22 protein-coding genes and 2 pseudogenes are annotated in these 24,041 nt (G+C 70.6%); 6 read left to right on the top strand and 18 right to left on the bottom strand.

Features of this window, described 5'->3' with window-relative positions:
- Positions 1-27 precede the first annotated feature (27 nt).
- Positions 28-1,086, top strand: a complete 1,059-nt coding sequence (locus tag RKD05_RS14025) for an aminotransferase class V-fold PLP-dependent enzyme (RefSeq protein WP_424710890.1) — start codon at positions 28-30, stop codon at positions 1,084-1,086.
- Here the strand turns inward: RKD05_RS14025 and RKD05_RS14020 are convergent.
- The 5 genes from RKD05_RS14020 to RKD05_RS14000 form a co-directional block, all read right to left on the bottom strand.
- Positions 1,070-2,308, bottom strand: coding sequence for an MFS transporter (locus RKD05_RS14020; protein ID WP_424710888.1), 1,239 nt, complete (start codon positions 2,306-2,308; stop codon positions 1,070-1,072). The genes RKD05_RS14025 and RKD05_RS14020 overlap by 17 nt on opposite strands.
- Positions 2,301-3,068, bottom strand: a complete 768-nt coding sequence (locus RKD05_RS14015; protein ID WP_424710886.1) for a fumarylacetoacetate hydrolase family protein — start codon at positions 3,066-3,068, stop codon at positions 2,301-2,303. The genes RKD05_RS14020 and RKD05_RS14015 overlap by 8 nt, the downstream gene beginning before the upstream one ends.
- Before the next feature lie 242 nt (positions 3,069-3,310).
- Positions 3,311-4,417, bottom strand: a complete 1,107-nt coding sequence (locus tag RKD05_RS14010) for a branched-chain amino acid aminotransferase (protein ID WP_424710884.1) — start codon at positions 4,415-4,417, stop codon at positions 3,311-3,313.
- 58 nt (positions 4,418-4,475) lie between these two features.
- Positions 4,476-5,528 carry a 3-isopropylmalate dehydrogenase gene (locus RKD05_RS14005; RefSeq protein ID WP_424710883.1) on the bottom strand — a complete coding sequence of 351 codons (1,053 nt, stop codon included), beginning with the start codon at positions 5,526-5,528 and terminating at the stop codon, positions 4,476-4,478.
- 8 nt (positions 5,529-5,536) lie between these two features.
- Positions 5,537-7,093 carry an MFS transporter gene (locus RKD05_RS14000; protein ID WP_424710881.1) on the bottom strand — a complete coding sequence of 519 codons (1,557 nt, stop codon included), beginning with the start codon at positions 7,091-7,093 and terminating at the stop codon, positions 5,537-5,539.
- An 80-nt stretch (positions 7,094-7,173) separates the two neighbouring features.
- Between RKD05_RS14000 and RKD05_RS13995 the strand changes: the two genes are divergently transcribed.
- Entirely contained in the window at positions 7,174-7,716 is a 543-nt protein-coding gene (locus RKD05_RS13995; RefSeq protein WP_424710879.1) for a TetR/AcrR family transcriptional regulator, read from the top strand.
- 2 nt (positions 7,717-7,718) lie between these two features.
- Here the strand turns inward: RKD05_RS13995 and RKD05_RS13990 are convergent, their stop codons facing one another.
- The 10 genes and pseudogenes from RKD05_RS13990 to otsA all read right to left on the bottom strand — a co-directional run bounded on the left by RKD05_RS13990 (position 7,719) and on the right by otsA (position 18,249).
- Positions 7,719-7,910, bottom strand: a complete 192-nt coding sequence (locus RKD05_RS13990) for a hypothetical protein (RefSeq protein WP_424710878.1) — start codon at positions 7,908-7,910, stop codon at positions 7,719-7,721.
- Positions 7,911-8,056: 146 nt separating this feature from the next.
- Complete coding sequence (gene serA, locus RKD05_RS13985) at positions 8,057-9,661, bottom strand: phosphoglycerate dehydrogenase (protein WP_063257732.1); 1,605 nt, start codon at positions 9,659-9,661, stop codon at positions 8,057-8,059.
- A 159-nt stretch (positions 9,662-9,820) separates the two neighbouring features.
- Complete coding sequence (locus RKD05_RS13980) at positions 9,821-10,159, bottom strand: hypothetical protein (RefSeq protein ID WP_022878380.1); 339 nt, start codon at positions 10,157-10,159, stop codon at positions 9,821-9,823.
- Positions 10,156-10,698 carry a DNA polymerase III subunit gamma/tau gene (locus tag RKD05_RS13975; protein WP_424710876.1) on the bottom strand — a complete coding sequence of 181 codons (543 nt, stop codon included), beginning with the start codon at positions 10,696-10,698 and terminating at the stop codon, positions 10,156-10,158. The genes RKD05_RS13980 and RKD05_RS13975 overlap by 4 nt, the downstream gene beginning before the upstream one ends.
- A 99-nt stretch (positions 10,699-10,797) precedes the next feature.
- Positions 10,798-11,823, bottom strand: coding sequence for a ketol-acid reductoisomerase (ilvC, locus tag RKD05_RS13970; protein WP_022878382.1), 1,026 nt, complete (start codon positions 11,821-11,823; stop codon positions 10,798-10,800).
- Between the two features lie 68 nt (positions 11,824-11,891).
- Positions 11,892-12,403: pseudogene (gene ilvN, locus RKD05_RS13965) on the bottom strand (acetolactate synthase small subunit).
- A 1-nt stretch (position 12,404) separates the two neighbouring features.
- Positions 12,405-14,210 carry an acetolactate synthase large subunit gene (locus tag RKD05_RS13960; protein WP_424710875.1) on the bottom strand — a complete coding sequence of 602 codons (1,806 nt, stop codon included), beginning with the start codon at positions 14,208-14,210 and terminating at the stop codon, positions 12,405-12,407.
- A 43-nt stretch (positions 14,211-14,253) separates the two neighbouring features.
- Entirely contained in the window at positions 14,254-15,972 is a 1,719-nt protein-coding gene (gene ilvD, locus RKD05_RS13955) for a dihydroxy-acid dehydratase (protein WP_424710873.1), read from the bottom strand.
- A 9-nt stretch (positions 15,973-15,981) separates the two neighbouring features.
- Positions 15,982-16,761, bottom strand: a complete 780-nt coding sequence (otsB, locus tag RKD05_RS13950; protein WP_424710871.1) for a trehalose-phosphatase — start codon at positions 16,759-16,761, stop codon at positions 15,982-15,984.
- A pseudogene (gene otsA / locus RKD05_RS13945) lies at positions 16,758-18,249 on the bottom strand (alpha,alpha-trehalose-phosphate synthase (UDP-forming)). The gene otsB and the pseudogene otsA overlap by 4 nt, the downstream one beginning before the upstream one ends.
- Before the next feature lie 240 nt (positions 18,250-18,489).
- Between otsA and RKD05_RS13940 the strand changes: the two are divergent.
- Complete coding sequence (locus tag RKD05_RS13940; protein ID WP_424710869.1) at positions 18,490-18,744, top strand: hypothetical protein; 255 nt, start codon at positions 18,490-18,492, stop codon at positions 18,742-18,744.
- Between the two features lie 56 nt (positions 18,745-18,800).
- Here the strand turns inward: RKD05_RS13940 and RKD05_RS13935 are convergent, their stop codons facing one another.
- From RKD05_RS13935 to RKD05_RS13925, 3 genes are read right to left on the bottom strand one after another with little or no spacing between them, the layout of a single operon-like run.
- Positions 18,801-19,988, bottom strand: coding sequence for an acetyl-CoA C-acetyltransferase (locus RKD05_RS13935; RefSeq protein ID WP_424710867.1), 1,188 nt, complete (start codon positions 19,986-19,988; stop codon positions 18,801-18,803).
- Entirely contained in the window at positions 19,985-20,638 is a 654-nt protein-coding gene (locus RKD05_RS13930; RefSeq protein ID WP_022878391.1) for a 3-oxoacid CoA-transferase subunit B, read from the bottom strand. Before RKD05_RS13930 ends, RKD05_RS13935 begins: the two co-directional genes overlap by 4 nt.
- A gap of 1 nt (position 20,639) precedes the next feature.
- On the bottom strand, positions 20,640-21,413 hold the full coding sequence (locus RKD05_RS13925) for a CoA transferase subunit A (RefSeq protein WP_424710866.1): 774 nt from the start codon (positions 21,411-21,413) through the stop codon (positions 20,640-20,642).
- A 106-nt stretch (positions 21,414-21,519) separates the two neighbouring features.
- Between RKD05_RS13925 and RKD05_RS13920 the strand changes: the two genes are divergently transcribed.
- The 3 genes from RKD05_RS13920 to RKD05_RS13910 are packed head-to-tail and all read left to right on the top strand — an operon-like array spanning position 21,520 to position 24,008.
- Entirely contained in the window at positions 21,520-22,317 is a 798-nt protein-coding gene (locus RKD05_RS13920; protein WP_424710865.1) for an IclR family transcriptional regulator, read from the top strand.
- 39 nt (positions 22,318-22,356) lie between these two features.
- Positions 22,357-22,791, top strand: a complete 435-nt coding sequence (locus RKD05_RS13915) for a MarR family winged helix-turn-helix transcriptional regulator (protein WP_424710863.1) — start codon at positions 22,357-22,359, stop codon at positions 22,789-22,791.
- A complete protein-coding gene (locus RKD05_RS13910) occupies positions 22,788-24,008 on the top strand; it encodes an MFS transporter (RefSeq protein WP_424710862.1) in 1,221 nt (406 codons plus the stop codon). The genes RKD05_RS13915 and RKD05_RS13910 overlap by 4 nt, the downstream gene beginning before the upstream one ends.
- Positions 24,009-24,041 lie beyond the last annotated feature (33 nt).

The raw sequence follows: 24,041 nt of genomic DNA, 5'->3' as shown, positions 1-24,041 counted from the left end.
GGTCCGTCGTCGCGCCACCCTGGACGCATGACCCTCGCCGCACACTTCGCCGGAGGCCGCGATTACCTCGCCGCCTGCACGCTCGGGCTCCCGCCGCGCGCCACGGTCGCGGCCGTGACCGCGGACCTCGAGGCCGCGGCATCCGGTCGTCCCGATGTCGGCGCCGCCACGCGCGCGGTCGAGGACGCCCGGCGCTCGTACGCACGACTCGTCAGCGCGCCCGTGTCGCGCGTCGCGATCGCCGCCCAGACCTCGGTCGCCGTCTCGCTCATCGCCGCCGCGGTCCCCGACGGCGCGGAGGTGCTCTGCGCCGACGGCGACTTCGCATCGCTCGTGGCTCCGTTCGCGCACGCGGGGCGGGGCGTCCGTCTGCGGTCGGTTCCGCTGGGTCGACTCGCCGACGAGATGACCGCGGACACCTGGCTCGTCGCGTTCTCACTCGTGCAGTCCGCGACCGGCGAGGTCGCCGACGCCGCTGCCATCGCCGCCGCCGCGGCGCGGACCGGCACCCGGACGCTCTGCGACCTGACCCAGGCCGCCGGATGGTTGCCCGTGGATGCCACTCTCTTCGACGCGACGGTCTGCCACGCGTACAAGTGGCTGTGCGCGCCGCGCGGGGTCGCGTTCCTCACCCTCTCCCCCGCCCTCGCCCGCGAATTGCGGCCTGTTCAGGCCGGGTGGTACTCGGGAGAGGACCCGTGGGCGTCCTGCTACGGCGTCGAGGCCCCGCTCGCCGCCGATGCCCGGCGCTTCGACGTCTCGCCCGCGTGGCAGGCCTTCGTGGGCGCCGCCCCCGCGCTCGCGCTCTTCGCCTCCGCCGACCCAGCCGCGATCCACGCGCATACGACGGGACTCGCGGCGCGCTTCCGCGCCGGCATGGACCTGGCGGAGCCGGAACGCCCCTCGGCGATCGTCACGTGGCCGGATGCCGACGGCTGCGCGCTCGCCCGACTCACGGCATCCGGGATCCTCGCGTCGGGGCGCGCCGGTCGCGCGCGCGTCGCCTTCCACGTGTTCAACGACGAGGACGACGTCGATCGGGCACTTTCAGCGCTGCGCTCCGCGCCGGTCACGCTCGCAGTCTGACCCACAGCGCGCCGAGGCACACGGCCGCGACAGGAAGGAGCGCCCAGAGCGCGAGCCCGCCGTATCCCGCGCCGTTCAGGATGACGCCGGCGAGCACCGAGCCCACCGCCGCGCACGCCGTCATCAGCGTGTCGCTCCGCCCCTGTCGGCGTGGACGTGACGCGAGCGGCGTCGCTTCGGTGAGGAGCGCGGAACCCGCGACGGTCGCGGCGCTCCACCCGAGGCCGAGCAGGACGAGCGCGACGAGCACGCCGGCCTGCGACCACGACAGGGTCGCGGCGACAGCCAGCGCCGCCGCGAGCAGAACCTGCCCGACGACCACGACCGGAATCCGCCCGATGCGATCGGCCAGGATGCCGAAGACCGGGGACAGGCCGTACATGCCGAAGACGTGCAGCGCGATCGTGACGCCCACCGCGAGGGTCACAGCATCCGGAGCGACGATGTGCGACAGATGCACGGGCGTCATCGCCATCACGGATGCCATGGTCACGTGCGAGGCGGCGACGGCGAACATCGCGTAGCGGGCCAGGGCGGGCCGGTCCGTCACCGCGTCGGCGACGGCGGCCGCCGCGTTCTCGCGGTCGCGGCGCTGCGCCAGGAGCAGCGGGTCGGGTCGCAGCACGAGGACGTACAGCGCGAGGGCGCACGCCTGGGCCGCGAACGAGAACAGGTAGGCGCCGGTGAGGCGTGGCATCCCGATGCTCGCGCCCAGGACCTCGCCGGGCGCGAGGAGGAGCGGCCCGACGACGCCCCCGACGGTGGTCGCCCAGACGACCGTCGCGAGGTCGCGCCCGCGCCGCGCCGTGCTCGCGAGATCGGTCGCGGCGAAACGCGCTTGCAGCGTGCCCGCGTTTCCTGCCCCGATGAGGGCGATCCCCACGAGCAGCAGGGGGAAGAGCCGGAGTGCCGCTGCCGCGATGACGACGGAGATTCCGGCCAGCGCCATGACGTTGCCCGTGCTGAGGGCGAAGCGACGGCCGCGCCGGGACGCCAGGCGCGCGAGCGGGATCGCGGTGAGCGCGGCGCCCAGCGTGACGGACGCGGTCGCGAAGCCCGAGAGCGCCTCCTGCCCCGAGAGGTCGGCGGCGAGGAGCGCGCCGAGCGACAGCGTCGAACCGAACGCCACCCCGGCGAGCACCTGCCCGGCCGCGAGGACGCGGACCGTGCGGCGCTGCACGAGCGCGACGTCGACCGCCGCGCCCGCCGCGAGGTCAGGCATTGCGCACGGTGTTGCGCAGCACTCCGATTCCGCTGACCTCGACCTCGACGGTGTCGCCGGCCTCGAACGGGCCGATGCCGGCCGGCGTGCCGGTGAGGATCAGGTCGCCGGGGAGCAGCGTGAACACCGCCGAGGCGTAGGCGATGAGGTCGGGGACCTTGTGGATCATGTCCGACATCGGACCGTTCTGCCGCACCTCGCCGTTGACGCGGGTCGTGATGATCGCGGCATCCGTGTCGAGCTCGGTCTCGATGACCGGCCCGACGGGGCAGAACGTGTCGAAGCCCTTGGCGCGCGTCCACTGACCGTCGCGGCTCTGCAGGTCGCGGGCCGTCACGTCGTTGGCGACGGTGTAGCCGAAGATGTAGTCGGCGGCGCGCTCGGCCGGAACGTTCTTCGCGATACGGCCGATCACGACGGCGACTTCGCCCTCGTAGTCGGTGCGGGAGCTGAGGGCGGTCGGGCGGACGATGACGTCGTCGGGGCCGATCACCGACGTGTTCGGCTTCAGGAACATCAGCGGTTCGGCGGGCGCCTCGCCGCCCATCTCGGCGGCGTGGTCGTGGTAGTTCTTGCCGATGCACACGACCTTCGAGCGCGGGATGACGGGTGCAAGAAGCGTCACCTCGGACAGCGGGATCCGCTCCCCCGTCGTCTCGAAGCCGGCGAACAGCGGATCGCCCGCGAGGACGACCAGTTCCGCGTCGTCGACGATCCCGTATCGGAGGGTTTCCTGGTGGCTGAACCGAGCGATCTTCACCGTTCCACCCTATCCGGGGCCTCCGACGTGGCATCCGGGGTTCTCGTCCGTCGGCGTGCGGCCGCGTCCCCCATCTCCGCGATAAACGCGATCCACGCGAAGAAACGCCCCGCCGTCGCGTTTCTTGCGGTGGATCGCGTTTATCGCAGCATTGGAGCCTCGGAGCCTTGGAGCCCCGGAGCACCGCGGGCGGAAACGACGAAGGGGCCCCCGCGTGGGGACCCCTTCGTGTGCGACGCGAATCAGGCGTCGAGGCGGTACAGCCAGCCGTGCTTGTCCTCGGCGCGGCCGTACTGGATGTCGGTGAGCTCCTGGCGCAGCTCGAGGGCGAGCGTGCCGGAGGGCTGCTCGTCGATGAAGTCCTTGCCCTTGAGCGTGCCGATCGGGGTGACGACGGCGGCGGTGCCGCACGCGAACACCTCGACGATGTCCCCGGATGCCACGCCCTCACGCCACTCGGTGAGGGAGACGTTGCGGCCGACCACGTGGTGGCCGCGGTCACGGGCGAGCTGCAGGAGCGAGTCGCGCGTGATGCCCTCGAGGATCGAGTCGGACTGCGGCGTGACGATGGTGCCGTCCTTGTAGACGAACACGATGTTCATGCCACCGAGCTCTTCGATGTTGCGGTCCTGGTCGAGGAACACGACCTGGTCGCACTCGTTCTCGTACGCCTCGGACTGCGGCAGCAGGCTCGCCGCGTAGTTGCCGCCGGTCTTCGCCGCGCCCGTGCCGCCCTTGCCGGCGCGCGAGTAGTCCTCGCTCAGCCAGATCGACACCGGCTGCACGCCGCCCTTGAAGTACGCGCCCGCGGGGCTCGCGATGAGGTAGTACGCGACCTTGTGCGCGGGGCGGACACCGAGGAACGCCTCCTTCGCGAACATGAAGGGACGCAGGTACAGGCTCTGGTCGTCGCCCGACGGCACCCACGCGCCGTCGACCGCGATGAGCTCGCGGAGCGACTGCAGGAAGTACGGAACGGGAAGCTCGGGCAGCGCGAGACGGCGGGCCGAGCGCTGGAGGCGCCGACCGTTCTGGTCGGGGCGGAAGGTGTGGACCGACCCGTCGGCGTGACGGTACGCCTTGATGCCCTCGAAGATCTCCTGACCGTAGTGCAGCACGGCCGCGGCGGGGTCGAGCGAGATGGGACCGTACGGCGAGACACGGGGACGGTGCCATCCGCCGCGAATCGACCAGCAGACGTCGACCATGTGGTCGGTGAAGTGCTGCCCGAAGCCCGGGTTGGCGAGGATCTCGTCGCGCTGAGCCGGGCTCTTCGCGGCGAGGTTGCGGGTGACGGCGAACTCGAGCGGGTCGAGTCCGGTGTCGGGGTCGGTGTCGATGGTCGTCATGGTCTCTTTCACACGGTGTCGGGGAGCGCGGGCGGCGGCGCGGGCCGATCGGTCCAGGTTACGCCCGGACGCGTTCGGCGATCGCGTCGCCGATCTGCGCGGTGCTGCGCGGCGTGGCGTCCCGGGCGGCGATGTCGTCTTCCACTGCGCGGGTGACGCGGGCGGACTCGCTCTCGAGCCCGAGGTGGTCGAGCAGGAGGGCGACCGAGAGGATCGCGGCCGTGGGATCGGCCTTCTGGGTGCCCGCGATGTCGGGCGCCGATCCGTGGACGGGCTCGAACATCGAGGGGAACGCGCCGTCGGGGTTGATGTTGCCCGAAGCGGCGAGGCCGATGCCACCGGTGACGGCGCCGGCCAAGTCGGTCAAGATGTCGCCGAAGAGGTTGTCGGTGACGATCACATCGAAGCGGCTGGGGTTCGTGACCAGGAAGATCGTGGCCGCGTCGACGTGCAGGTAGTCTACGTCGACCTCGGGGTGCTCCGTCGCCACCGCGTCGACGATGCGCTTCCACATGCCGCCGGCGTGCACGAGGACATTGGTCTTGTGCACGAGCGTGAGCTTCCGGCGCCGACGCTCGGCGAGGTCGAACGCGTAGCGGACGACGCGCTCGATCCCGAAGGCGGTGTTGACCGACGTCTCGTTGGCGACCTCGTGGGGCGTGCCGCGCCGGATCGACCCGCCGTTGCCGACGTACGGCCCCTCGGTGCCCTCGCGGACCACGACGAAGTCGATGTCGCCGGGGTTCGCGAGCGGACCGGTCGCCCCCGGGTAGAGCTTCGACGGCCGCAGGTTGACGTAGTGGTCGAGCTCGAAACGCAGCTTGAGCAGGAGGCCCCGCTCGATGTTCGCGTCCTTCAGGCGCGGATCACCAGGCACTCCCCCGACCGCGCCGAGAAGGATCGCGTCGTGCTCGGCGATCGCGGCGAGGTCGGCGTCGGTGAGGGTGTCGCCGGTCTCGAGGTACCGTGCGGCGCCGAGCGAGAACGGCGTCTTCTCGAACGTGACGCCGGAGTCGGCGGTGACGGCGTCGAGAACCTTCACGGCCTCGCTGACGACCTCGGGACCGATGCCGTCACCGGGGATGACGGCCAGTTTCACGACGCGCGACATCGCACTCCTCAGCGCTCAGGGCACATCACTTCGTCGATGCGCCCGCGGGATCCTCCCAGGGTAGTGGCAGCGATGAGCGCCGCCACGACGATGAGCCCCGCGCCGATGAGCGCCGTGACCACGACGCCCGAGTCGAACGCCTGCGCCGCAGCGAGCCGTAGCGCCTCGCCCAGCGCCGCGTCGTCGAGGGTGTGCGACACCGCGACGGCTCCGGCAAGGGTCTCACGGGCCGCGTCGGCCGCAGCATCCGGGAGACCCGCCGGCAGCACGAGCTGCGCCCGATAGAACGCGGCCAGGATCCCACCCAGTACCGCAGTGCCGAGCACCGCGCCCACCTCGTACGCCGTCTCGGAAACGGCGCTCGCGGCACCGGCCTTGGCGGGCGGCGCACTGGAGAGGATCAGCTCGTTCGACACGGTCTCGGCGGCGCCGATGCCGATGCCCAGCAGACCGAACGCCACGATGAGCAGCAGGAGGTCGGCGGTCGAGAAAGCGACGAGGACGTACGCCACGACCGAGAAGGCGAGAGCGGCCGGAACCACACGACGCGGCGCGAACCGCTGCGCCACGGGAACGATCGCGAGCCCCGACACGATCATCAGCACGAGGCCGGGCAGCAGCGCGAAGCCCGCGACCATCGGCGTGAGGCCCACCACGAGCTGCAGGTGCTGCGCGACGAAATACAGGAACCCGACGAGACCGACCACGCTCAACAGGTTGACGAGGATCGCCCCGGAGAACGTCCCGCGCCGGAACAGGGACATGTCGAGCATCGGCGTGGGCAACGCGCGCTGGCGCCGCACGAACAACCAGCCGAACACCACGCCCGTCACGAACAGCGCGAGCGTCACCAGCGTCGGGCCGTCGACCGCGAGCTTCTTGATGCCGTAGACGATCGGCACCATGGTCGCGAGCGAGAGCAGCACGCTGAGCGGGTCGAAACGCCCCGGCGCGGGGTCGCGGCTCTCAGGCACGAAGAACGGCGCGAGGATGAGCAGCGGAACCAGCACGGGCACGGCCATGAGGAACACCGAGCCCCACGTGAAGTGCTCGAGCAGGAACCCGCCCACGATCGGGCCGAGGGCCGCACCGGCCGAGAAGCCCGACGCCCACACGGCGATCGCGAGCCGGCGCTCGTCGCGGTCGCGGAAGATGCTCCGCAGCAGCGACAGCGTGGACGGCATGAGCATCGCACCGAACACGCCCATCAGGGCGCGACCGGCGATGAGCAGCGCGGCGGTGGGGGCGAACGCCGAGAGCGCGGAGACCGCGGCGAATCCGGTGGCGCCGATCAGCAGCAGGCGCCGACGCCCGAACCGGTCGCCGAGTGTGCCCATCGTCACGAGGAGACCGGCGAGGACCAGCGGGTAGACGTCGATGATCCACAGCTGCTCGATGCTCGAGGGCTGCAGCGACAGGGCGATCTCGGGCAGCGCGAAGCTCAGCACCGTGTTGTCGACCGAGACGAGCAGCACCGGCAGCATGAGCACGGCCAGCGCGAACCACCCGCGCCAACCGGCGCGAGGGGCGTTGATCTCTTGAGTGGGCAACGACGAGGTGAGCATTCTTCCGATTCCGTTTCTTGACCGTCCAGCCGGTATAGTAACAGAATCGACACGCCACCCGCCAGTACGATCGAGAGGCCATGAGCAGACCACCCCTCGCCCGCGAAGCCGTCCTCGACGCCTTCACGCGCATCCTCGTGGACGACGGCGAGCGTGCCGCCACCATGGATGCCACGGCTCGCGCCGCGGGTGTGAGCAAGGGCGGTCTGCTCTACCACTTCAACTCGAAGAGCGCTCTCGAAGAGGCCCTCGTCGCTCGGCTCGAGACACTCGCGCAACGGGATGTCGACGAGATCGAGAACTCGAGCGAAGGCGTCGTGGCCGCGCATCTGCGGTCCTCGCAGAACACCGGCTCCCCGCTCGATGTCACGATCCTCGCCGTGTCGAGGCTGGCCCAGAACGGGAACGACGCGGCATCCGCGAGTCTGCGTCGCGTGCGCGAACTCTGGGAAGACAGCCTCCGCCCGCACACGCGCGACGAGACGGCCCTGCAGATGGTGCTGCTCGTGAGCGACGGCCTGTACTTCAACGCGGTGCTGGACCTGAACGCGCTGCCCGGGCCCACCCTCGAGGGATCAGAGCTCGACGCACTCATCGCGGCGGTCGTCGCCGCGACGACCTGAGGTCAGCGCGCGGAGCGACGGCCGATCCGGACGATTCCGGATGCCTCCGCGGCGACGCCCACCAGGAGCACGCCCGCACCCATCACCTCGGGGAGCGCCCACCCCTGACCGCGCGCGGCATCGGCGATGCCGACGATGAGCAGGGAGGATCCCGACGCGACCAGCGCCAAGCGCGCGACGAGCGATGAGGTCATGCGTCGATGATGGAAAGCCACCCCCCTCCATCGGGGCGTATCGCGCCCGATTCCACCATTCGCCGCACGTTCTTCACCCGAGCGCGCGGACCAACGGAAGGAGGGGGCCGCTTTCGCGACCCCCTCCCCGCACGCAGCCGGACTTGTCAGCTCTCGACGATCTCGATCTGGCGGAACAGGTCGGCGTTCACGGCCTGACGCATGGCATCCAGGATTCCATCGGGCACGGGCGAATCGACCGTGAGGACCGAGAGCGCGCGGCCCGTGGCATCCGGCCGGGCGACCTGGAGACCGGCGATGTTGATCCCCGCGTCGCCGAGCTTCTGACCGTAGATCGCGACGATACCGGGGCGGTCGGCGTAGCGCATGACGATGTGGTGGCTCTCGATCGGGACCTCGATCTCGTAGCCGTTGATCCCGACGACCTTGGGCACCATGCGGGTGCCGGCGAGGGTTCCGGCGACCTCGAGCGTCGAACCGTCCGCGAGGGTACCGCGCAGGATCGTGATGTTCCGGTACAGCGGGCTGTCGGACTCGACGATGAGGCGCGTCTCGACGCCGCGCTGCTCGGCGAACAGCGGCGCGTTGACGTACGACACCGTCTCGCTGACGATGCGGCTGAAAATGCCCTTGAGCGCGGCGAGGCGGTAGACGCTCACGTCGTACTCGGCGAGCTCGCCGCGGACCTCGATGTCGAGGCTCGACAGCGCGCTGTCGGCGAGACCGCTGAAGAACTGGCCGAGCATCTCGACGAGCGCGATGCCGGGGCGGACGAACGGGTCGATCGCGCCGCCGGCGACGTTCACGGCATCCGGGACGAGGTCGCCCTCGAGCGCGAGCTTGACCGAGCGGGCGACCGAGACGCCGGCCTTCTCCTGCGCCTCGTCGGTGCTCGCACCGAGGTGCGGCGTGACGACGACGTTCGGGAGGTCGAGGAGCTTGCGGGCCGGGCCGTCCTCGGCGGGCGGCTCGGTCGAGAAGACGTCGAGGCCCGCGCCGGCGATCTCGCCCGACGTGAGCGCCTCGTACAGTGCGTCCTCGTTGATCAGGCCGCCGCGCGCGACGTTGATCACGAACGCGGACTTCTTCATGCGGCGGAGCTGCTCCGTGCCGATCATGCCGGTGGTCTCGGGCGTCTTCGGCATGTGGATCGTGACGAAGTCGCTCTGCTCGAGCAGTTCGTCCAGCGACACCAGCTGCACGCCGAGCTGCTGCGCACGCGTGGCCGTGACATAGGGGTCGTAGGCGATGACGCGCATGTCGAACGCCTGCAGGCGGGCGGCGATCAGCGCGCCGATGCGGCCGAGGCCGATGATGCCGATGGTCTTCTCGAAGAGCTCGGTGCCCGTGAACGAGCTGCGCTTCCACAGGCCCTGCGCGAGCGACGCGTGCGCCGCGGGGATGTGGCGCGCGAGGCTCAGAACGTGCCCGACCGTGAGTTCGGCCGCCGAGATGATGTTCGACGTCGGCGCGTTGACGACCATGACGCCGGCCGCGGTCGCCGACTTGATGTCGACGTTGTCGAGGCCGACACCCGCACGCGCCACGACCTTCAGGACCGGCGCCGCCGAGATGGCCTCGGCGTCGATCTTGGTGGCCGATCGCACGAGGACCGCGTGCGCGTCGGCCAGAGCCGAGAGCAGCGCGGGGCGGTCGGTTCCGTCGACGTGGCGCACGTCGAAGTCGGGACCGAGCGCGTCGATGGTGGCGGGTGAGAGTTCTTCGGCGATGAGCACGACGGGCTTCGTCACGGATGCGTCCTTCGAAACGGTGCTGGGGAGCAGCACGCACCGCCGCGCATCGCCGGCGCGAACCGGGCGCGCGACCCGTGCGGGCCGTCTGCCAGCCTAGCGCTGCACGTCGCGCGCGCCGGACCGTGTGACGGTGCGGCAGCGGCTCGCGCGGAGCGCTCAGCCGCCGTAGAGCCCGTACGACGTCGCGCCGTAACCGACGATCGCGAGCCAGAACGCCGCCGAGAGCGTGAGTCCGGCCAACAGCGCGAGGGCGAACTCCCCCGCGCGACGGCGGGCGCCGATCGCGAACGCGATCCCGAACGCCACGAGCGGGAACACGATCGGCAGGATGTACACGAACCAGCCGAGGCCGTTGAGCCCGAGGGCCCCGTTCGCCTGCTGGATCAGCAGCGCGACCGAGCTCCACACGACGAAGGCGTAGAACAGGCCGAAGATTCCGGCGATCGTGACGACCAGCCACGTCGGCAGGGCACGGGTGCGCGCGACGGTGCTCATGCGGAGACCCCCAGCGACAGGAACGGCCACGGGACGAGCAACAGGATGCCGAGGACCAGCAGCAGGAACCTCTGCCACGTACGCCAGCCGCGGGTCAGGGCGAGCACGGCGACGAACCAGACCAGGGGCGCCAGCGCCGCACCGATCGTGAGCGCGAGCACCGTGACATCGGGGATGGGAAGGCCGAGCCCGCGCAGGCGGAATCCGGCGATCAACCAGCCGACCGCGAAGAGCACGAACGTCGCCGCCACCATGCCGATGCCCACGAGACCGACGTTGCCGAGCGGCGCCGAGTGGATGGCATCCTCGTCCTTATCCGAAGCGACCGGGCGCGCCTCGACCTTCGGCGCGGGCGTTCGCGACGTACCCGCCTCGCGGGTCGGAGCGTCGGCCTTCGGCGCGGGTGCACGAACCGAACCGGCCTCGCGGGGAGGCATCTCCGAAGGCTCGCGCTCGACAGAGCGCTTGTCACCGACGTCGAGCGTCGGATCGTCGTCACCGCCCCAGGAGAGGGCGTCGTCGTCGCGCGGTGTGCTCACGCGTCCACGGTAGCGCCGGCCGCCGACACCGCGGCGACGCCCCGCCGGAACGGCGAACGCCCCGGGACCGAGACGGTTCCGGGGCGTTCGTGACGGGGATCAGCGCGCGGCGGAACCCTCGACGTAATCGGCATCCTGCTGCTTCCAGGCGAACAGGCCGCGGAGCTCCTTGCCGGTGGCCTCGATCGGGTGACCCTGCTCCTTCTCGCGGAGCGCGAGGAACTCGGGGGCGCCGTTGTCCTGGTCGGCGATGAAGCGCTGCGCGAATGCGCCCGACTGGATGTCGGCGAGAACGGCCTTCATGTTCTCCTTGACCTCGGGCGAGATCACGCGGGGGCCGGAGACGTAGTCGCCGTACTCGGCGGTGTCGGAGATCGACCAGCGCTGCTTGGCGATGCCGCCCTCCCACATGAGGTCGACGATGAGCTTGAGCTCGTGCAGCACCTCGAAGTACGCGATCTCGGGCTGGTAGCCGGCCTCGGTCAGCGTCTCGAAGCCGTACTGGACGAGGTGGCTCATGCCACCGCACAGCACGGACTGCTCGCCGAAGAGGTCGGTCTCGGTCTCTTCGGTGAAGGTCGTCTTGATGACGCCGGCGCGGGTGCCGCCGATGGCCTTGGCGTACGACAGGGCGGTGTCCCAGGCCGAGCCCGAGGCGTCGCGCTCGACGGCGATGATGTCCGGGATGCCACGGCCGGCGACGTACTCGCGACGGACGGTGTGGCCCGGCGCCTTGGGGGCGACGAGGATCACGTCGACACCCTCGGGGGCGTCGATGTAGCCGAAGCGGATGTTGAAGCCGTGCGCGAACGCGAGCGTCTTGCCCTCGGTGAGCTTGTCCTTGATGGAGTCGGCGTAGATCGAGCGCTGGTGCTGGTCGGGCGCCAGGATCATGATCAGGTCGGCCCACTCGGTCGCGTCGGCGACGTTCTTGACCTCGAAGCCGTCTTCCTGCGCCTTGGCCGTGGACTTGGAGCCGTCCTTGAGGGCGATGACGACCTCGACGCCCGAGTCGCGGAGGTTCTGCGCGTGCGCGTGACCCTGCGAGCCGTAGCCGACGATCGCGACCTTCTTGCCCTGGATGATCGAGAGGTCGGCGTCGTCGTCGTAGAAGATCTCTGCCATGGGGATGCTTTCTCCTTGAATACAGGTCCCGCGACGGGACCGGGGGTGTGTGGAAGAGGTGGGAAGTTTCAGCCGCGCAGGACGCGCTCGGTGATGCTCTTGCCGCCGCGGCCGACGGCGAGGAGCCCCGACTGCGCGAGCTCCTTCACCCCGAACGGCTCGATGGCCTTGAGGAAGGCGCCGACCTTGCCCGAGTCACCGGTGATCTCGATGACGAGGGCGTCGGGCGCGTAGTCGACCACCGACGCGCGCGGAAGAGGTTCACGACCTCGAGCACGTGCGAACGGCTGGCGTTGTCGGCGCGGACCTTCACGAGCACGTGCTCGCGCTGCACCGAGCTGGCCGGGTCGAGCTCGACGATCTTGATGACGTTGATGAGCTTGTTCAGTTGCTTCGTCACCTGCTCGAGGGGCAGACCCTCGACGTCGACGACCACCGTGATGCGGGACAGGCCCGGCACCTCGGTGACGCCCACGGCGAGCGATTCGATGTTGAACCCGCGACGGGCGAACAGGCCCGCAACGCGGGTGAGCAGACCGGGCTTGTCCTCGACGAGGAGACTCAGAACGTGACGAGACATCTCAGTCCTCCTGTTCGGCGAAGGCGGGCGAGTGGTCGCGGGCGTACTGGACGTAGCTGTTGCTGACGCCCTGCGGGACCATCGGCCACACCATGGCATCCGCGCTCACGACGAAGTCGATCACCACGGGACGGTCGTTGGTGTCGAGCGCGAGCTGGATCGCCGCGTCGATCTCGTCCTCCTTCTCGACCCGAATCGCGAGGCATCCGTACGCCTCGGCGAGCTTGACGAAGTCCGGGATGCGACGCGTCCCGTGCCCCGTGTTCAGGTCGGTGTTGGAGTGGCGACCGTCGAAGAACAGCGTCTGCCACTGGCGCACCATGCCCAGCGACGAGTTGTTGATGATCGCGACCTTGATCGGGATGTCGTTGATGACGCAAGTGGCGAGCTCTTGGTTGGTCATCTGGAAGCAGCCGTCACCGTCGATCGCCCACACCACGCGGTCTGGTTCGGCGACCTTGGCCCCCATCGCGGCGGGAACCGAGTAGCCCATGGTGCCGGCACCGCCGGAGTTCAGCCACGCGTTGGGGCGCTCGTACTTGATGAACTGCGCCGCCCACATCTGGTGCTGGCCGACGCCCGCGGCGTAGATCGCCTCGGGTCCGGTCATCTCGCCGATGCGCTGGATCACGTGCTGCGGCGACAGCAGGCCGTCGGTGGTGGGCGTGTACCCCAGGGGGAACTCCTCGCGGAGGCCGTTGAGGAACGTCCACCACTCCGAGTAGTCGACCTCGGTCTCGGATGCCGCCTGGCGGAATGCGGTATCCAGGTCGACGAGCACCTCTTTGAGGTCGCCCACGATCGGAACGTCGGCGGTCCGGATCTTGGAGATCTCGGCCGGGTCGATGTCGACGTGCACGACCTGCGCGTTCGGGGCGAAGAGCGACGCCTTGCCCGTCACGCGGTCGTCGAAGCGCGCGCCCAGCGACACGATGAGGTCGCTGTCCTGGAGCGCCAGGACAGCCGGCACCGTGCCGTGCATGCCGGGCATGCCGAGGTGCTGGTCGTGCGAGTCGGGGAACGCCCCACGCGCCATGAGCGTCGTCACCAGCGGAGCGCCGGTCGCCTCGGCGAACGTCTTGAGCTCGGCCGACGCCTGCGCGCGGATGACACCGCCGCCGACGTACAGCACCGGCTTCTTCGCGTGGGCGATGAGCTGCGCCGCGGCCTGGATCTGCTTGCCGTGGGCCTTCGTCACGGGACGGTAGCCGGGCAGGTCGATCTTCGGCGGCCAGACGAACGGCGCCGAGTTCTGCTGCGCGTCCTTGGTGATGTCCACGAGCACGGGGCCGGGACGACCGGTGGACGCGATCTCGAACGCCGCGGCGATCGCGCCGGGGATCTCCTCCGCGGTCTTCACCAGGAAGGAGTGCTTCGTGATCGGCATCGTGATGCCGACGATGTCGGCCTCCTGGAAGGCATCCGTTCCCATGAGGGTCGAGAAGACCTGACCGGTGATGCACACGAGCGGCACCGAGTCCATGTAGGCGTCGGCGATCGCGGTGACGAGGTTCGTGGCGCCGGGGCCGGAGGTCGCGATCGCGACGCCGACACGACCCGACGCCGCGGCGTAGCCCTCGGCGGCGTGGCCGGCGCCCTGCTCGTGGCGCACGAGGATGTGGCGGACGTTCTCGTCGTCCATGAGCGGGTCGTAGACGGGCATGATCGCGCCGCCCGGCAGACCGAACACGTCGGTGACGCCGAGCAGGTCGAGCGAACGGACGACCGCCTGGGCGCCCGTGAGCACGGGCGCCGGAGCGGTGCGAGCGGGGGGCCGGGGAACGGCCGTGGCGGATTCGGCGGACATGGTGGTACCTCGGAACCAGGTGGGGGTGAAAGGGGGACGGCCGTCAGCCCGTAACCGCGCCCTCCGCAGCGGAGTGCACGAGCTTCGAGTACTTGGCCAGAACGCCACGGGTATAGCGCGGGGGAAGCGGTTCCCAGCCTTCGCGGCGGGAACTCAGCTCGGCGTCATCGACGATCAAGTCGAGAGTGCGAGCGGCGATATCGACCCGTATCAGATCACCATCGCGCACGAAGGCGATAGGACCAGCGTCCACCGCTTCGGGAGCTATGTGGCCGATGCAGAGGCCGGTTGTGCCGCCGGAGAATCGACCGTCCGTCAAGAGTAGTACATCTTTTCCGAGCCCCGCGCCCTTGATGGCGGCGGTGATCGCCAGCATCTCGCGCATGCCGGGGCCGCCCTTGGGGCCCTCGTAGCGGATGACGATCACGTCGCCGGCGTTGATGTCGCCGGCCTCGAGGGCGTCCATGGCCGCGCGCTCGCGCTCGAACACGCGGGCCGGGCCCTCGAACACGTCGGCGTCGAAGCCGGCCGACTTCACGACCGCACCCTCGGGGGCGAGCGAGCCGTGCAGGATCGTGATGCCGCCGGTGGCGTGGATCGGGTCGTCGAAACGGTGGATGACGTTGCCGTCCACCGGGTCGGGGTTCAGGTCGGCGAGGTTCTCGGCCAGCGTCTTGCCCGTGACGGTGAGCGCGTCGCCGTGCAGGAGGCCCTCGTCGAGCATCGCCTTCATGATGACCGGGATGCCGCCGTGACGGTCGACGTCGTTCATGACGTACTTGCCGAAGGGCTTCATGTCGGCGACGTGAGGAACCTTGTCGCCGATCCGGTTGAAGTCGTGCAGCGACAGCTCGACCTCGGCCTCGTTCGCGATCGCGAGAAGGTGCAGGACGACATTCGTCGAGCCGCCCAGCGCCATGGCCAGGGCGATGGCGTTCTCGAAGGCCTCCTTGGTGAGGATGTCGCGCGTCGTGATGCCCTGACGCAGCAGGTTCACCACGGCCTCGCCCGAGCGGTGGGCGAAGTAGTCACGGCGGCGGTCGGCCGACGGCGGGGCGGCGGAGCCGGGGAGGCTGAGGCCCAGGGCCTCGGCGACCGAGGCCATCGTGTTGGCGGTGTACATGCCACCGCACGCGCCCTCGCCCGGGGCGATCGCGCACTCGATGCGCTTGAGGTCGGCCTCGCTCATCTTGCCCGCGAGGCACGCGCCCACGGCCTCGAACGAGTCGATGATCGTGACGTCCTTCTCGGTGCCGTCGCTGAGCTTGACCCAGCCCGGCGCGATCGAGCCGGCGTAGAGGAAGACGCTCGAGAGGTCGAGACGAGCGGATGCCATGAGCATGCCGGGGATCGACTTGTCGCAGCCGGCGAGGAGCACGGATCCGTCGAGGCGCTCGGCCATCATGACGGTCTCGACCGAGTCGGCGATGACCTCGCGCGAGACGAGCGAGAAGTGCATGCCCTCGTGGCCCATCGAGATGCCGTCCGAGACGGAGATGGTGCCGAACTGCAGCGGGTAGCCGCCGCCGGCGTGCACGCCCTCCTTCGCGCCCTGCGCGAGGCGGTCCAGGCTCAGGTTGCAGGGCGTGATCTCGTTCCAGCTCGACGCGATGCCGATCTGGGGCTTGTCCCAGTCCTCATCGCCCATGCCGACGGCACGGAGCATTCCTCGGGACGTGGTGGCTTCGATGCCATCCGTGACGACGCGGCTGCGGGGCTTGATATCGAACTCACCGGTGTTCGGATTCTGCGGTGCGGGCATTCTCGCAGTCTATTGCGCGTGGGCGACACGCTGACGCGCCACGGCCTCCAGCACGTCGACCAACCCGTCGATATCGGCGACCTTGAGGACCGCGGCCGTGTCGCCGGTCCCGACATGGATGCCGAGATCCCCCGGCCCCAGGGTGCGGAGAGCGTCCTCGTCGGTGACGTCGTCGCCCGCGAAGATCACGGCCGTGGCTCCCGTGCGTTCCCGCAGGTGCTGCACGGCGGAGTCCTTGCCCTCGTGCCGGTAGGCGAACTCGAGGATGTCGTGGCCCGTGCGACGCCGCCATTCCGGCGCGTGTTCGGCGACCAGACGATCGGCGAACTCCCGCGCCTCGCGGGCGGTGTCGGCATCCGCTCTCCGGGTGTGCACCCCGACGCCGAACTCCTTCGGCTCGATCCAGACGCCGTCGAGGTGGGCGAGACCGTCCGTGATCTCGTCGTGCAGGCGGTCGCGGAGCGCGAGGTCGTCGGCGTCGTCGGGAGCGGCCTCCTCCCCCGCGCCCGGCATCCAGAACTGCGCGCCGTGCGAGGCGGCGAGCCACACAGGCGACGCGTCGTCGTGCTCGGCGATCTCGCGCAGGTGACCGAGCGACCGGCCGGAGACGAGGGCCACAACCGTGTCCGGCAGCACGGCGAGCGCATCGACGATCTCGCGGGCCCGCGGGGTCATACGGGCCGTCATCGGGTCGTCGACGAGCGGGGACAGCGTGCCGTCGAAATCGAGCGCGACGAGGAGGACCGGGCTCGTCGAGACGGCTTCGACGGCGGCGTCGGCGGCGGTCACGCGGCATCCCCCGGCTCGTCCACGGCCGCGTCCACCTCGGCGGCAGCCGCAGCGCTGGTGGCGCGGTCGTGGAACGCCGACAGCGCGTCGAGGAACTCGCGCGACCAGTCCTCGACATCGTGGTCGCGCACGCGCTTGCGGAGCGCACGCATGCGGCGACCCTGCTCCGCCGCGGGCATGTCGAGCGCCCGGACGATCGTGTCCTTGAGGCCGTCGATGTCGTGCGGGTTGATGAGCAGCGCGCTGCCCATCTCGTCGGCCGCGCCGGCGAACTCGCTGAGCACCAGCACGCCGCGGTTGTCGATGCGGCTTGCGACGTACTCCTTCGCGACGAGGTTCATGCCGTCGCGGAGGGCCGTGACGAGCATCACGTCGGCGGCGAGGAACAGCGCCACCATCTCCTCACGCGGGTACGACTGGTGCAGGTAGCGGATCGCCGTATGGGTCGTGGTGTCGTGGTCGCCGTTGATGCGCCCGACCGTCATCTCGATCTCGTCGCGCAGCTGCACGTACGCGTCGACGCGCTCGCGACTCGGACTCGCGACCTGGACCAGGGTGGCATCCTCCACCGTCGCCCGACCGTCCTCGAGGAGCTCGCCCCACGCCTTCAGCCGGTGACGGATGCCCTTGGTGTAGTCGAGGCGGTCGACGCCGAGCAGGATCTTGCGCGGGTTGCCCAGCCCCTCGCGGATCTCCCGCGCGCGCTGCTGGATCTCGGGGCGCTGCGCGAGCTCGATGTACGAGTCGGCGTCGATCGAGATCGGGAACGCCTTCGCGAGGGCCACGCGCGTCCCGCCCTGGCCGTCGGGCACCGAGATGCCGCTCGCCTTCGTCTCGTAGCGCAGCTGGCGACGGACGGCCCGCGCGAAGTTGCCGGCATCCGCCACTCTCTGGAACCCGATGACGTCGGCGCCGAGGAGCCCCTCGAGTACCTGCTTGCGCCACGGGAGCTGCGAGTAGAGGCCGTACGCGGGGAACGGGATGTGGTGGAAGTACCCGATCGTGAGGTCGGGGCGCACCTCCCGCAGCATCTTCGGCACGAGCTGCAGCTGATAGTCCTGTACCCACACGATGGCCTTGTCCGCGGCGACCTCGGCGGCCGCCTCCGCGAACCGGCGGTTCACGCGGACGTACGCGTCCCACCACGCGCGCTTGTACGTGGGCTCCGCGATCACGTCGTGGTACAGCGGCCAGATCGTGTCGTTCGAGAACCCCTCGTAGTAGTGCTGGACGTCGGCCGCCGACAGCTCCACCGGCACGAGGTGCGTGCCCTCGAAGTCGAACGGGTCGACACGCACGTCGGGCTGCCCGGCCCCAGCCCACCCACGCGCCCTCCGCGCGACGCATCACGGGTTCGAGGGCGGTGACGAGACCGCCGGGCGAACGACGCCACCCCTCCCCGTCGGGGGTGCGATCCACCGGTAGACGATTGGCGACGACGACGAAATCGGCCTGGGACACAGGTCCTCCTCGGTAGCTTCCTCCCAGGCTAACAGCGGGGTGAAGGCGTTCCGCGGGGCGGCCGGAATGCGCTATCCACGCCGGTGCCGCCCCACGGGCCCCGCGATAAACGGCATCCACGGGTGGAAACGGCGCGGCGGCGCGTTTCTTGCCGTGGATGCCGTTTATCGCGATGGAGGGGCGCGGGCGGGACGCGGCGGGGGCGGCGGTTGCCGCGTCTGTCAAGGCGGCGCGACGGTCGAGGCGCGGGTCGCTAGGTTGGGGGGCATGCGCCAGTACATCTTCGGAACCGGACTCCTCAGCGCCATCACCGGCGGCGTGACGCTGCTGCGCGGACTGCGCAACCACGAGCCGTTCACGTGGCGCACCGCCCTCGCCTGGCTCAGCTGGGGCATCACGCTCGCGCTCGCCGTCGGCGCGGTCGTCGACACCCGCCGCGCACGCCGCGGTCACACGATCGCCGGCGACTCCCCGGTCGCGAAGAAGCAGCAGAAGCTCCTCAAGAAGCGCCTGTCCCGCTGAGCCCGAACGACGGATGCCGCGCCCCGGGGCCCCGGCATCCGTCGTTTTCGTGGGGCTCAGCGCGTGAGGATCAGCGCGTCGCCCTGACCACCCCCGCCGCACAGCGCGACGGCGGCTGTGCCGCTCCCCCGGCGGACGAGTTCGTGCACCGCGTGCACGACGAGCCGATTGCCGGACGCCCCGATGGGGTGCCCGATCGCGATACCGCCGCCGTGCGGATTGACGACGTCGTCGGACAGCCCGAGTTCGGCCTGAGACCGCGCCACGACGGCCCCGAACGCCTCGTTGATCTCGACGTGATCGAGGTCGGATGCCACGATCCCCTGCTTCTCCAGGGCACGGGCGATCGCGTGGGCGGGCTGGGCGTGCAGCGAGTTGTCGGGGCCGGCGACCTGACCGGACGCGCCGACGGTCGCGAGCACGTCCCACCCGCGCTCCTCGGCGACGGCCCGCGTCGTGAGGACGACCGCCGACGCGCCGTCGGAGATCGGCGAGGCGTTCCCCGCCGTGATCGAGCCGCCCTCGGCGAAGGCCGGGCGCAGCTTCCCCAGGATCTCGACCGTCGTCTCCGGGCGGATGCCCTCGTCGGCGGTGACGACGACCGGCTCGCCCTTGCGCTGCGGAATCGACACGGGCACGATCTCCGCGTCGAACAGCCCGGCCTCTTGCGCCGCGGCGGCGCGCTGGTGCGACCGCGCGGCCACGGCATCCTGAGCCTCCCGCGTCACCTCGTACCGCGCGTTCGCGCGCTCGGTCGACGCGCCCATGCTCTCGCGGTCGTAGGCGTCGGTGAGGCCGTCGTACGCCATGTGGTCGAGCACCTCGACCGAGCCGTAGGCGTAACCGTCGCGGGAGTTCATGAGCAGGTGTGGGGCGCGGGTCATCGACTCCATGCCGGCGGCCACGACGACGGTCGCGTCGCCGAGGCGCAGCAGGCGGGACGCGTCGATGATCGCGGTGAGCCCCGAGAGGCACACCTTGTTGACTGTCGCCGCGTGGACGTCCCAGCCGATCCCCGCGGCGATCGCCGCCTGGCGCGCGGCGTTCTGCCCGGCACCGGCCTGCAGGACCTGCCCGACGAGCACCGCGTCGACGGCGTCGGCGGGGATGCCCCCGCGCTCGAGGGCGCCGGAGATCGCGGCGGCGCCGAGCTGCACCGCGGTGAGCGGCGCGAGCTGTCCCTTGAGGCGGCCCTGGGGCGTGCGGGCTGCGGCGACGATGACGACGTCGGTGGGGGCGGTCATGCGATCTGCTCCTCGGGGATGCGGACGGTGAGCGGCGGTTCGGTCGCGGCGACCACGTCGTCGACGGAGACGCCCGGGGCCACCTCGACGAGCACGAGGCCGTCGGGCGTGACATCGATCACGGCGAGGTCGGTGATGATGCGGTCGACGACGCCGCGGCCGGTGAGCGGCAGCGAGCACGCGTCGACGATCTTCGGCGAGCCGTCGCGCGCGACGTGCTCCATCAGGACGATGACGCGGGCGGCGCCGTGGACCAGGTCCATCGCCCCGCCGGGGCCCTTCACCATCTTCCCCGGGATCATCCAGTTCGCCAGGTCGCCCGTGGCCGACACCTGCATCGCGCCGAGGATCGCGGCGTCGATCTTGCCGCCCCGGATCATGCCGAAGCTCGTGGCGGAGTCGAAGAAGGCCGCACCCGGCAGGGTCGTCACCGTCTCCTTGCCGGCGTTGATGAGGTCGGCATCCACCGCGTCCTCCGTCGGGTAGGGACCGACGCCCAGGATGCCGTTCTCGGACTGCAGCACGACGGTGACGCCGTCGGGCACGTGGTTGGGCACGAGGGTCGGCAGGCCGATGCCGAGGTTGACGTACGAACCGTCGGCGAGCTCGCGGGCCGCGCGCGCGGCCATCTCGATGCGGGTGAGGGCCATGTCAGTGGGCTCCTTCGGTGACGGTGCGCTTCTCGATGCGCTTCTCGATGTCGGGACCGACCTCGACGAGACGGTGGACGAAGACGCCGGGCAGGTGCACGTCGTCGGGATCGATCTCGCCGGGCTCGACGAGGTGCTCGACCTGCGCGATGCACACACGACCGGCCATCGCGGCGAGCGGGTTGAAGCTGCGCGCCGCCTTGCGGAACACGAGGTTGCCGTGGCGGTCGCCCTTCCACGCGTGCACGAGCGAGAAGTCGGTGGTGATCGCCTCCTCGAGCACGAACTCGCGCGGCTGCCCGTCGACGTCGAAGGTGCGGACATCCTTCGCGGGGGATGCCACGGCGACACCTCCCGAGCCGTCGTACCGCTGCGGTAGACCGCCCTCGGCGACCTGCGTCCCGACGCCGGTCTGCGTGTAGAACGCGGCGATGCCCGAGCCGCCGGCGCGGAGCTTCTCGGCGAGCGTGCCCTGAGGCGTCAGCTCGAGCTCGAGTTCGCCGGACAGGAACTGCCGCTCGAACTCCTTGTTCTCGCCGACGTACGACGACGTCATCTTGCGGATGCGGCCGGCCCCGAGCAGGATGCCGAGCCCCCAGTCGTCCACGCCGCAGTTGTTCGACACGACGGAGAGGTCGCGCGTGCCCTGCGCGAGGAGCGCCTCGATGAGGGCGATGGGGTTTCCGGAGAGGCCGAACCCGCCGACCGCGAGCGATGCTCCGTCGGGGATGTCGGCGACGGCGTCACTCGCCGACGGCCAGGTCTTATCGATCACGCGGACTCCTTCGTGCTGGATCGGTGGTCTCATCCTGCGCTCGCCGCCGCGCCCGCGCGGTGCCGCTTCTTGCGATGTGGATGCCAGCCCGCGTAGCGTCCACATCGTGGACACGCCCCCGCTCCCCTCCGCCCGCACGAGCGTGCCCGGCACGCAGGCGATCGCCCGGGCCGCGCATCTTCTTCGCTTGGTCACGGCCGCGGGCGCCGACGGCGCGGCGGTGGGCGAGCTGGCCGCGCGCGCGGACCTCACCCGCCCCACGGCCCACCGCCTGCTGTCCGCCCTGCGGCAGGAGGGACTGGTCGACCGCGACGAGGCCACCGGACGGTGGCTGCCCGGGCCGGAGCTTTACCTCATGGGCACGGTCGCGGCATCCCGGTTCGACATCACGGCCCTCGCGCGCGACATCGTGCGCTCCCTCGCCGTGCGGACCGAGGAGAGCGCGTTCCTGTCGGTGCGACGCGGCGACGAGACGGTCTGCCTCGTACGCGAGGACGGGAGCTTCCCGATCCGGTCGTTCGTGCTGTCGGAGGGCGTGCGGTTCCCCCTCGGCGTGGCATCCGCGGGTCTGGCCATCCTCGCGTTCCTCCCCCCGGACGAGGTGGATGCCTACCTCGAGCGACACGACGAGCTCACCGAGCGATGGGGAACGGCACACTCGCCCGCACGACTGCGAACGAGGGTCGCCGATACGAAGGCCCGCGGATACGCCGTTAATCCCGGTCTCATCGTGGAGGGCAGCTGGGGCCTGGGCGCGGCGGTGTTCACGCGGACCGGAGAGCCGCAGTGGGCGCTGAGTCTGACCGGGGTCGAATTCCGCTTCGCCGGCGACCGCCTGGCGGAGCTCGGCCGCATCCTCCTGGCGCACGCGCATCAGCTCTCGACGCGCATCGCTGGGCGATGATGCATACCCACGTTATATAACAGGGGTATACTCAGGGGAATGACCCGCGACGATGATCTCCAGAGACTGATCCTCGCGGTGCACGCCCTCACGCGCACCGCCGCCATCGACACCAAGAACGACACCCCCAGTGCGCAGTGGCGCACGCTCACGCTGCTGCGCGACCACGGCCCGCAGCGCCTCGGCGACCTCGCGACCCTCAGCCGCATCTCGCAGCCCGGCATGACTCGACTCGTGCACCAGCTGGAGGATGCCGGCCTCGTGGCCCGTGGCATCCACCCGGACGACTCGCGCGTGAGCGTCGTGTCCGTCACGGACGAGGGGCTGCAGGAGCTCGACCGCTGGTTCGACGTGCTGAGCGCCGCGCTCACCCCGCACGTCGCCCACCTCACGGATGCCGAATGGGATGCCGTCCGGGTGACGGCCGACGCCCTCGGCTCCCGCGTCCGCCCCGAGCCGGAGCTCGCCCGATGAGCGCCGCCCCGAGTGTCTGGAAGCAGCCCGCCCAGGTGTGGGCCGTCGCGTTCGCCTGCGTGGTGGCGTTCATGGGCATCGGCCTGGTCGACCCGATCCTCCCCGCGATCGCCGAGTCGCTGAAGGCGACCCCCGTCGAGACCGAGCTGCTGTTCACCAGCTACCTCGTCGTCACCGGCCTCGCGATGCTCGTGACGAGCTGGATCTCGAGCCGCATCGGCGCCAAGGCGACGCTCCTCGTCGGCCTCGGCCTCATCGTCGTGTTCGCCCTCTTCTGCGCGCTGAGCGGCAGCGTCGACGCCGTCATCGGCTTCCGCGCCGGCTGGGGCCTCGGCAACGCGCTGTTCATCTCCACCGCGCTCGCGACGATCGTCGGCGCGGCGTCCGGGGGCAGCTCCGCGGCGATCGTCCTGTACGAAGCCGCGCTCGGCCTCGGCATCGCGGTGGGACCGCTGCTCGGCGGCATCCTGGGCGAGGCCAGCTGGCGCGGGCCGTTCTTCGGCGTCGTCGCGCTCATGGCGATCGCGTTCGTGGCCGTCGCGGTGCTGCTGCGCGGACCGTCGCCCGCTCGTACGCCGATCCCCTTCAGCGCCCCGTTCCGCGCCCTCGGGCGCCCGGCGCTCGCGATCCTCGCGGCGACCGCGCTGTTCTACAACATCGGGTTCTTCACGCTGCTGGCGTTCTCGCCGTTCCCGCTCGGCTTCGGCGCGATGGGCATCGGCCTGACGTTCTTCGGCTGGGGCGTCGCCCTCGCCATCACAAGCGTGTGGGTCGCTCCGCTCCTGCTGCGACGGATGCGTCTGACCAGTGTCCTGCTGCTGGCGCTGCCGCTGCTGGCCGTCGTGTTGCTCGTCGCGGCCTTCGTCGTCGACTCGCCGGCCGGCCTGGTCGCGTGCATCATCGTCGGTGGACTCGTCCTCGGCGTGATCAACACCGCGCTGACCGAAGCCGTCATGGAGGCGACCGACCTCCCGCGCTCGGTCGCGTCGTCGGCGTACTCCGCGGTCCGGTTCCTCGGCGGCGCCGTCGCCCCGCCGCTCGCCGCGTTCCTGTGGCACGCCGCGACCGCGGGCACGCCGTACATCATGGCCACCGTCTCGGTCGTGATCGCCACCGGCTTCGTGCTGTTCGGCCGTCGCGCGCTCGCTCACATCGACGCCGCGCACCCGACCGTGGCCGACGAGGGCGCCGCCGTCCTGGTGGGCGACGCCGCGTAACCCGGGAAAGCGCCCGGCCGCCGACACTCCGTC

Origin of the sequence: Microbacterium sp. SLBN-111 (genome assembly GCF_049739645.1) — a bacterium.
In the GTDB taxonomy this organism is placed as follows: domain Bacteria; phylum Actinomycetota; class Actinomycetes; order Actinomycetales; family Microbacteriaceae; genus Microbacterium.
This window is presented reverse-complemented; position numbering and strand designations above follow the sequence as displayed.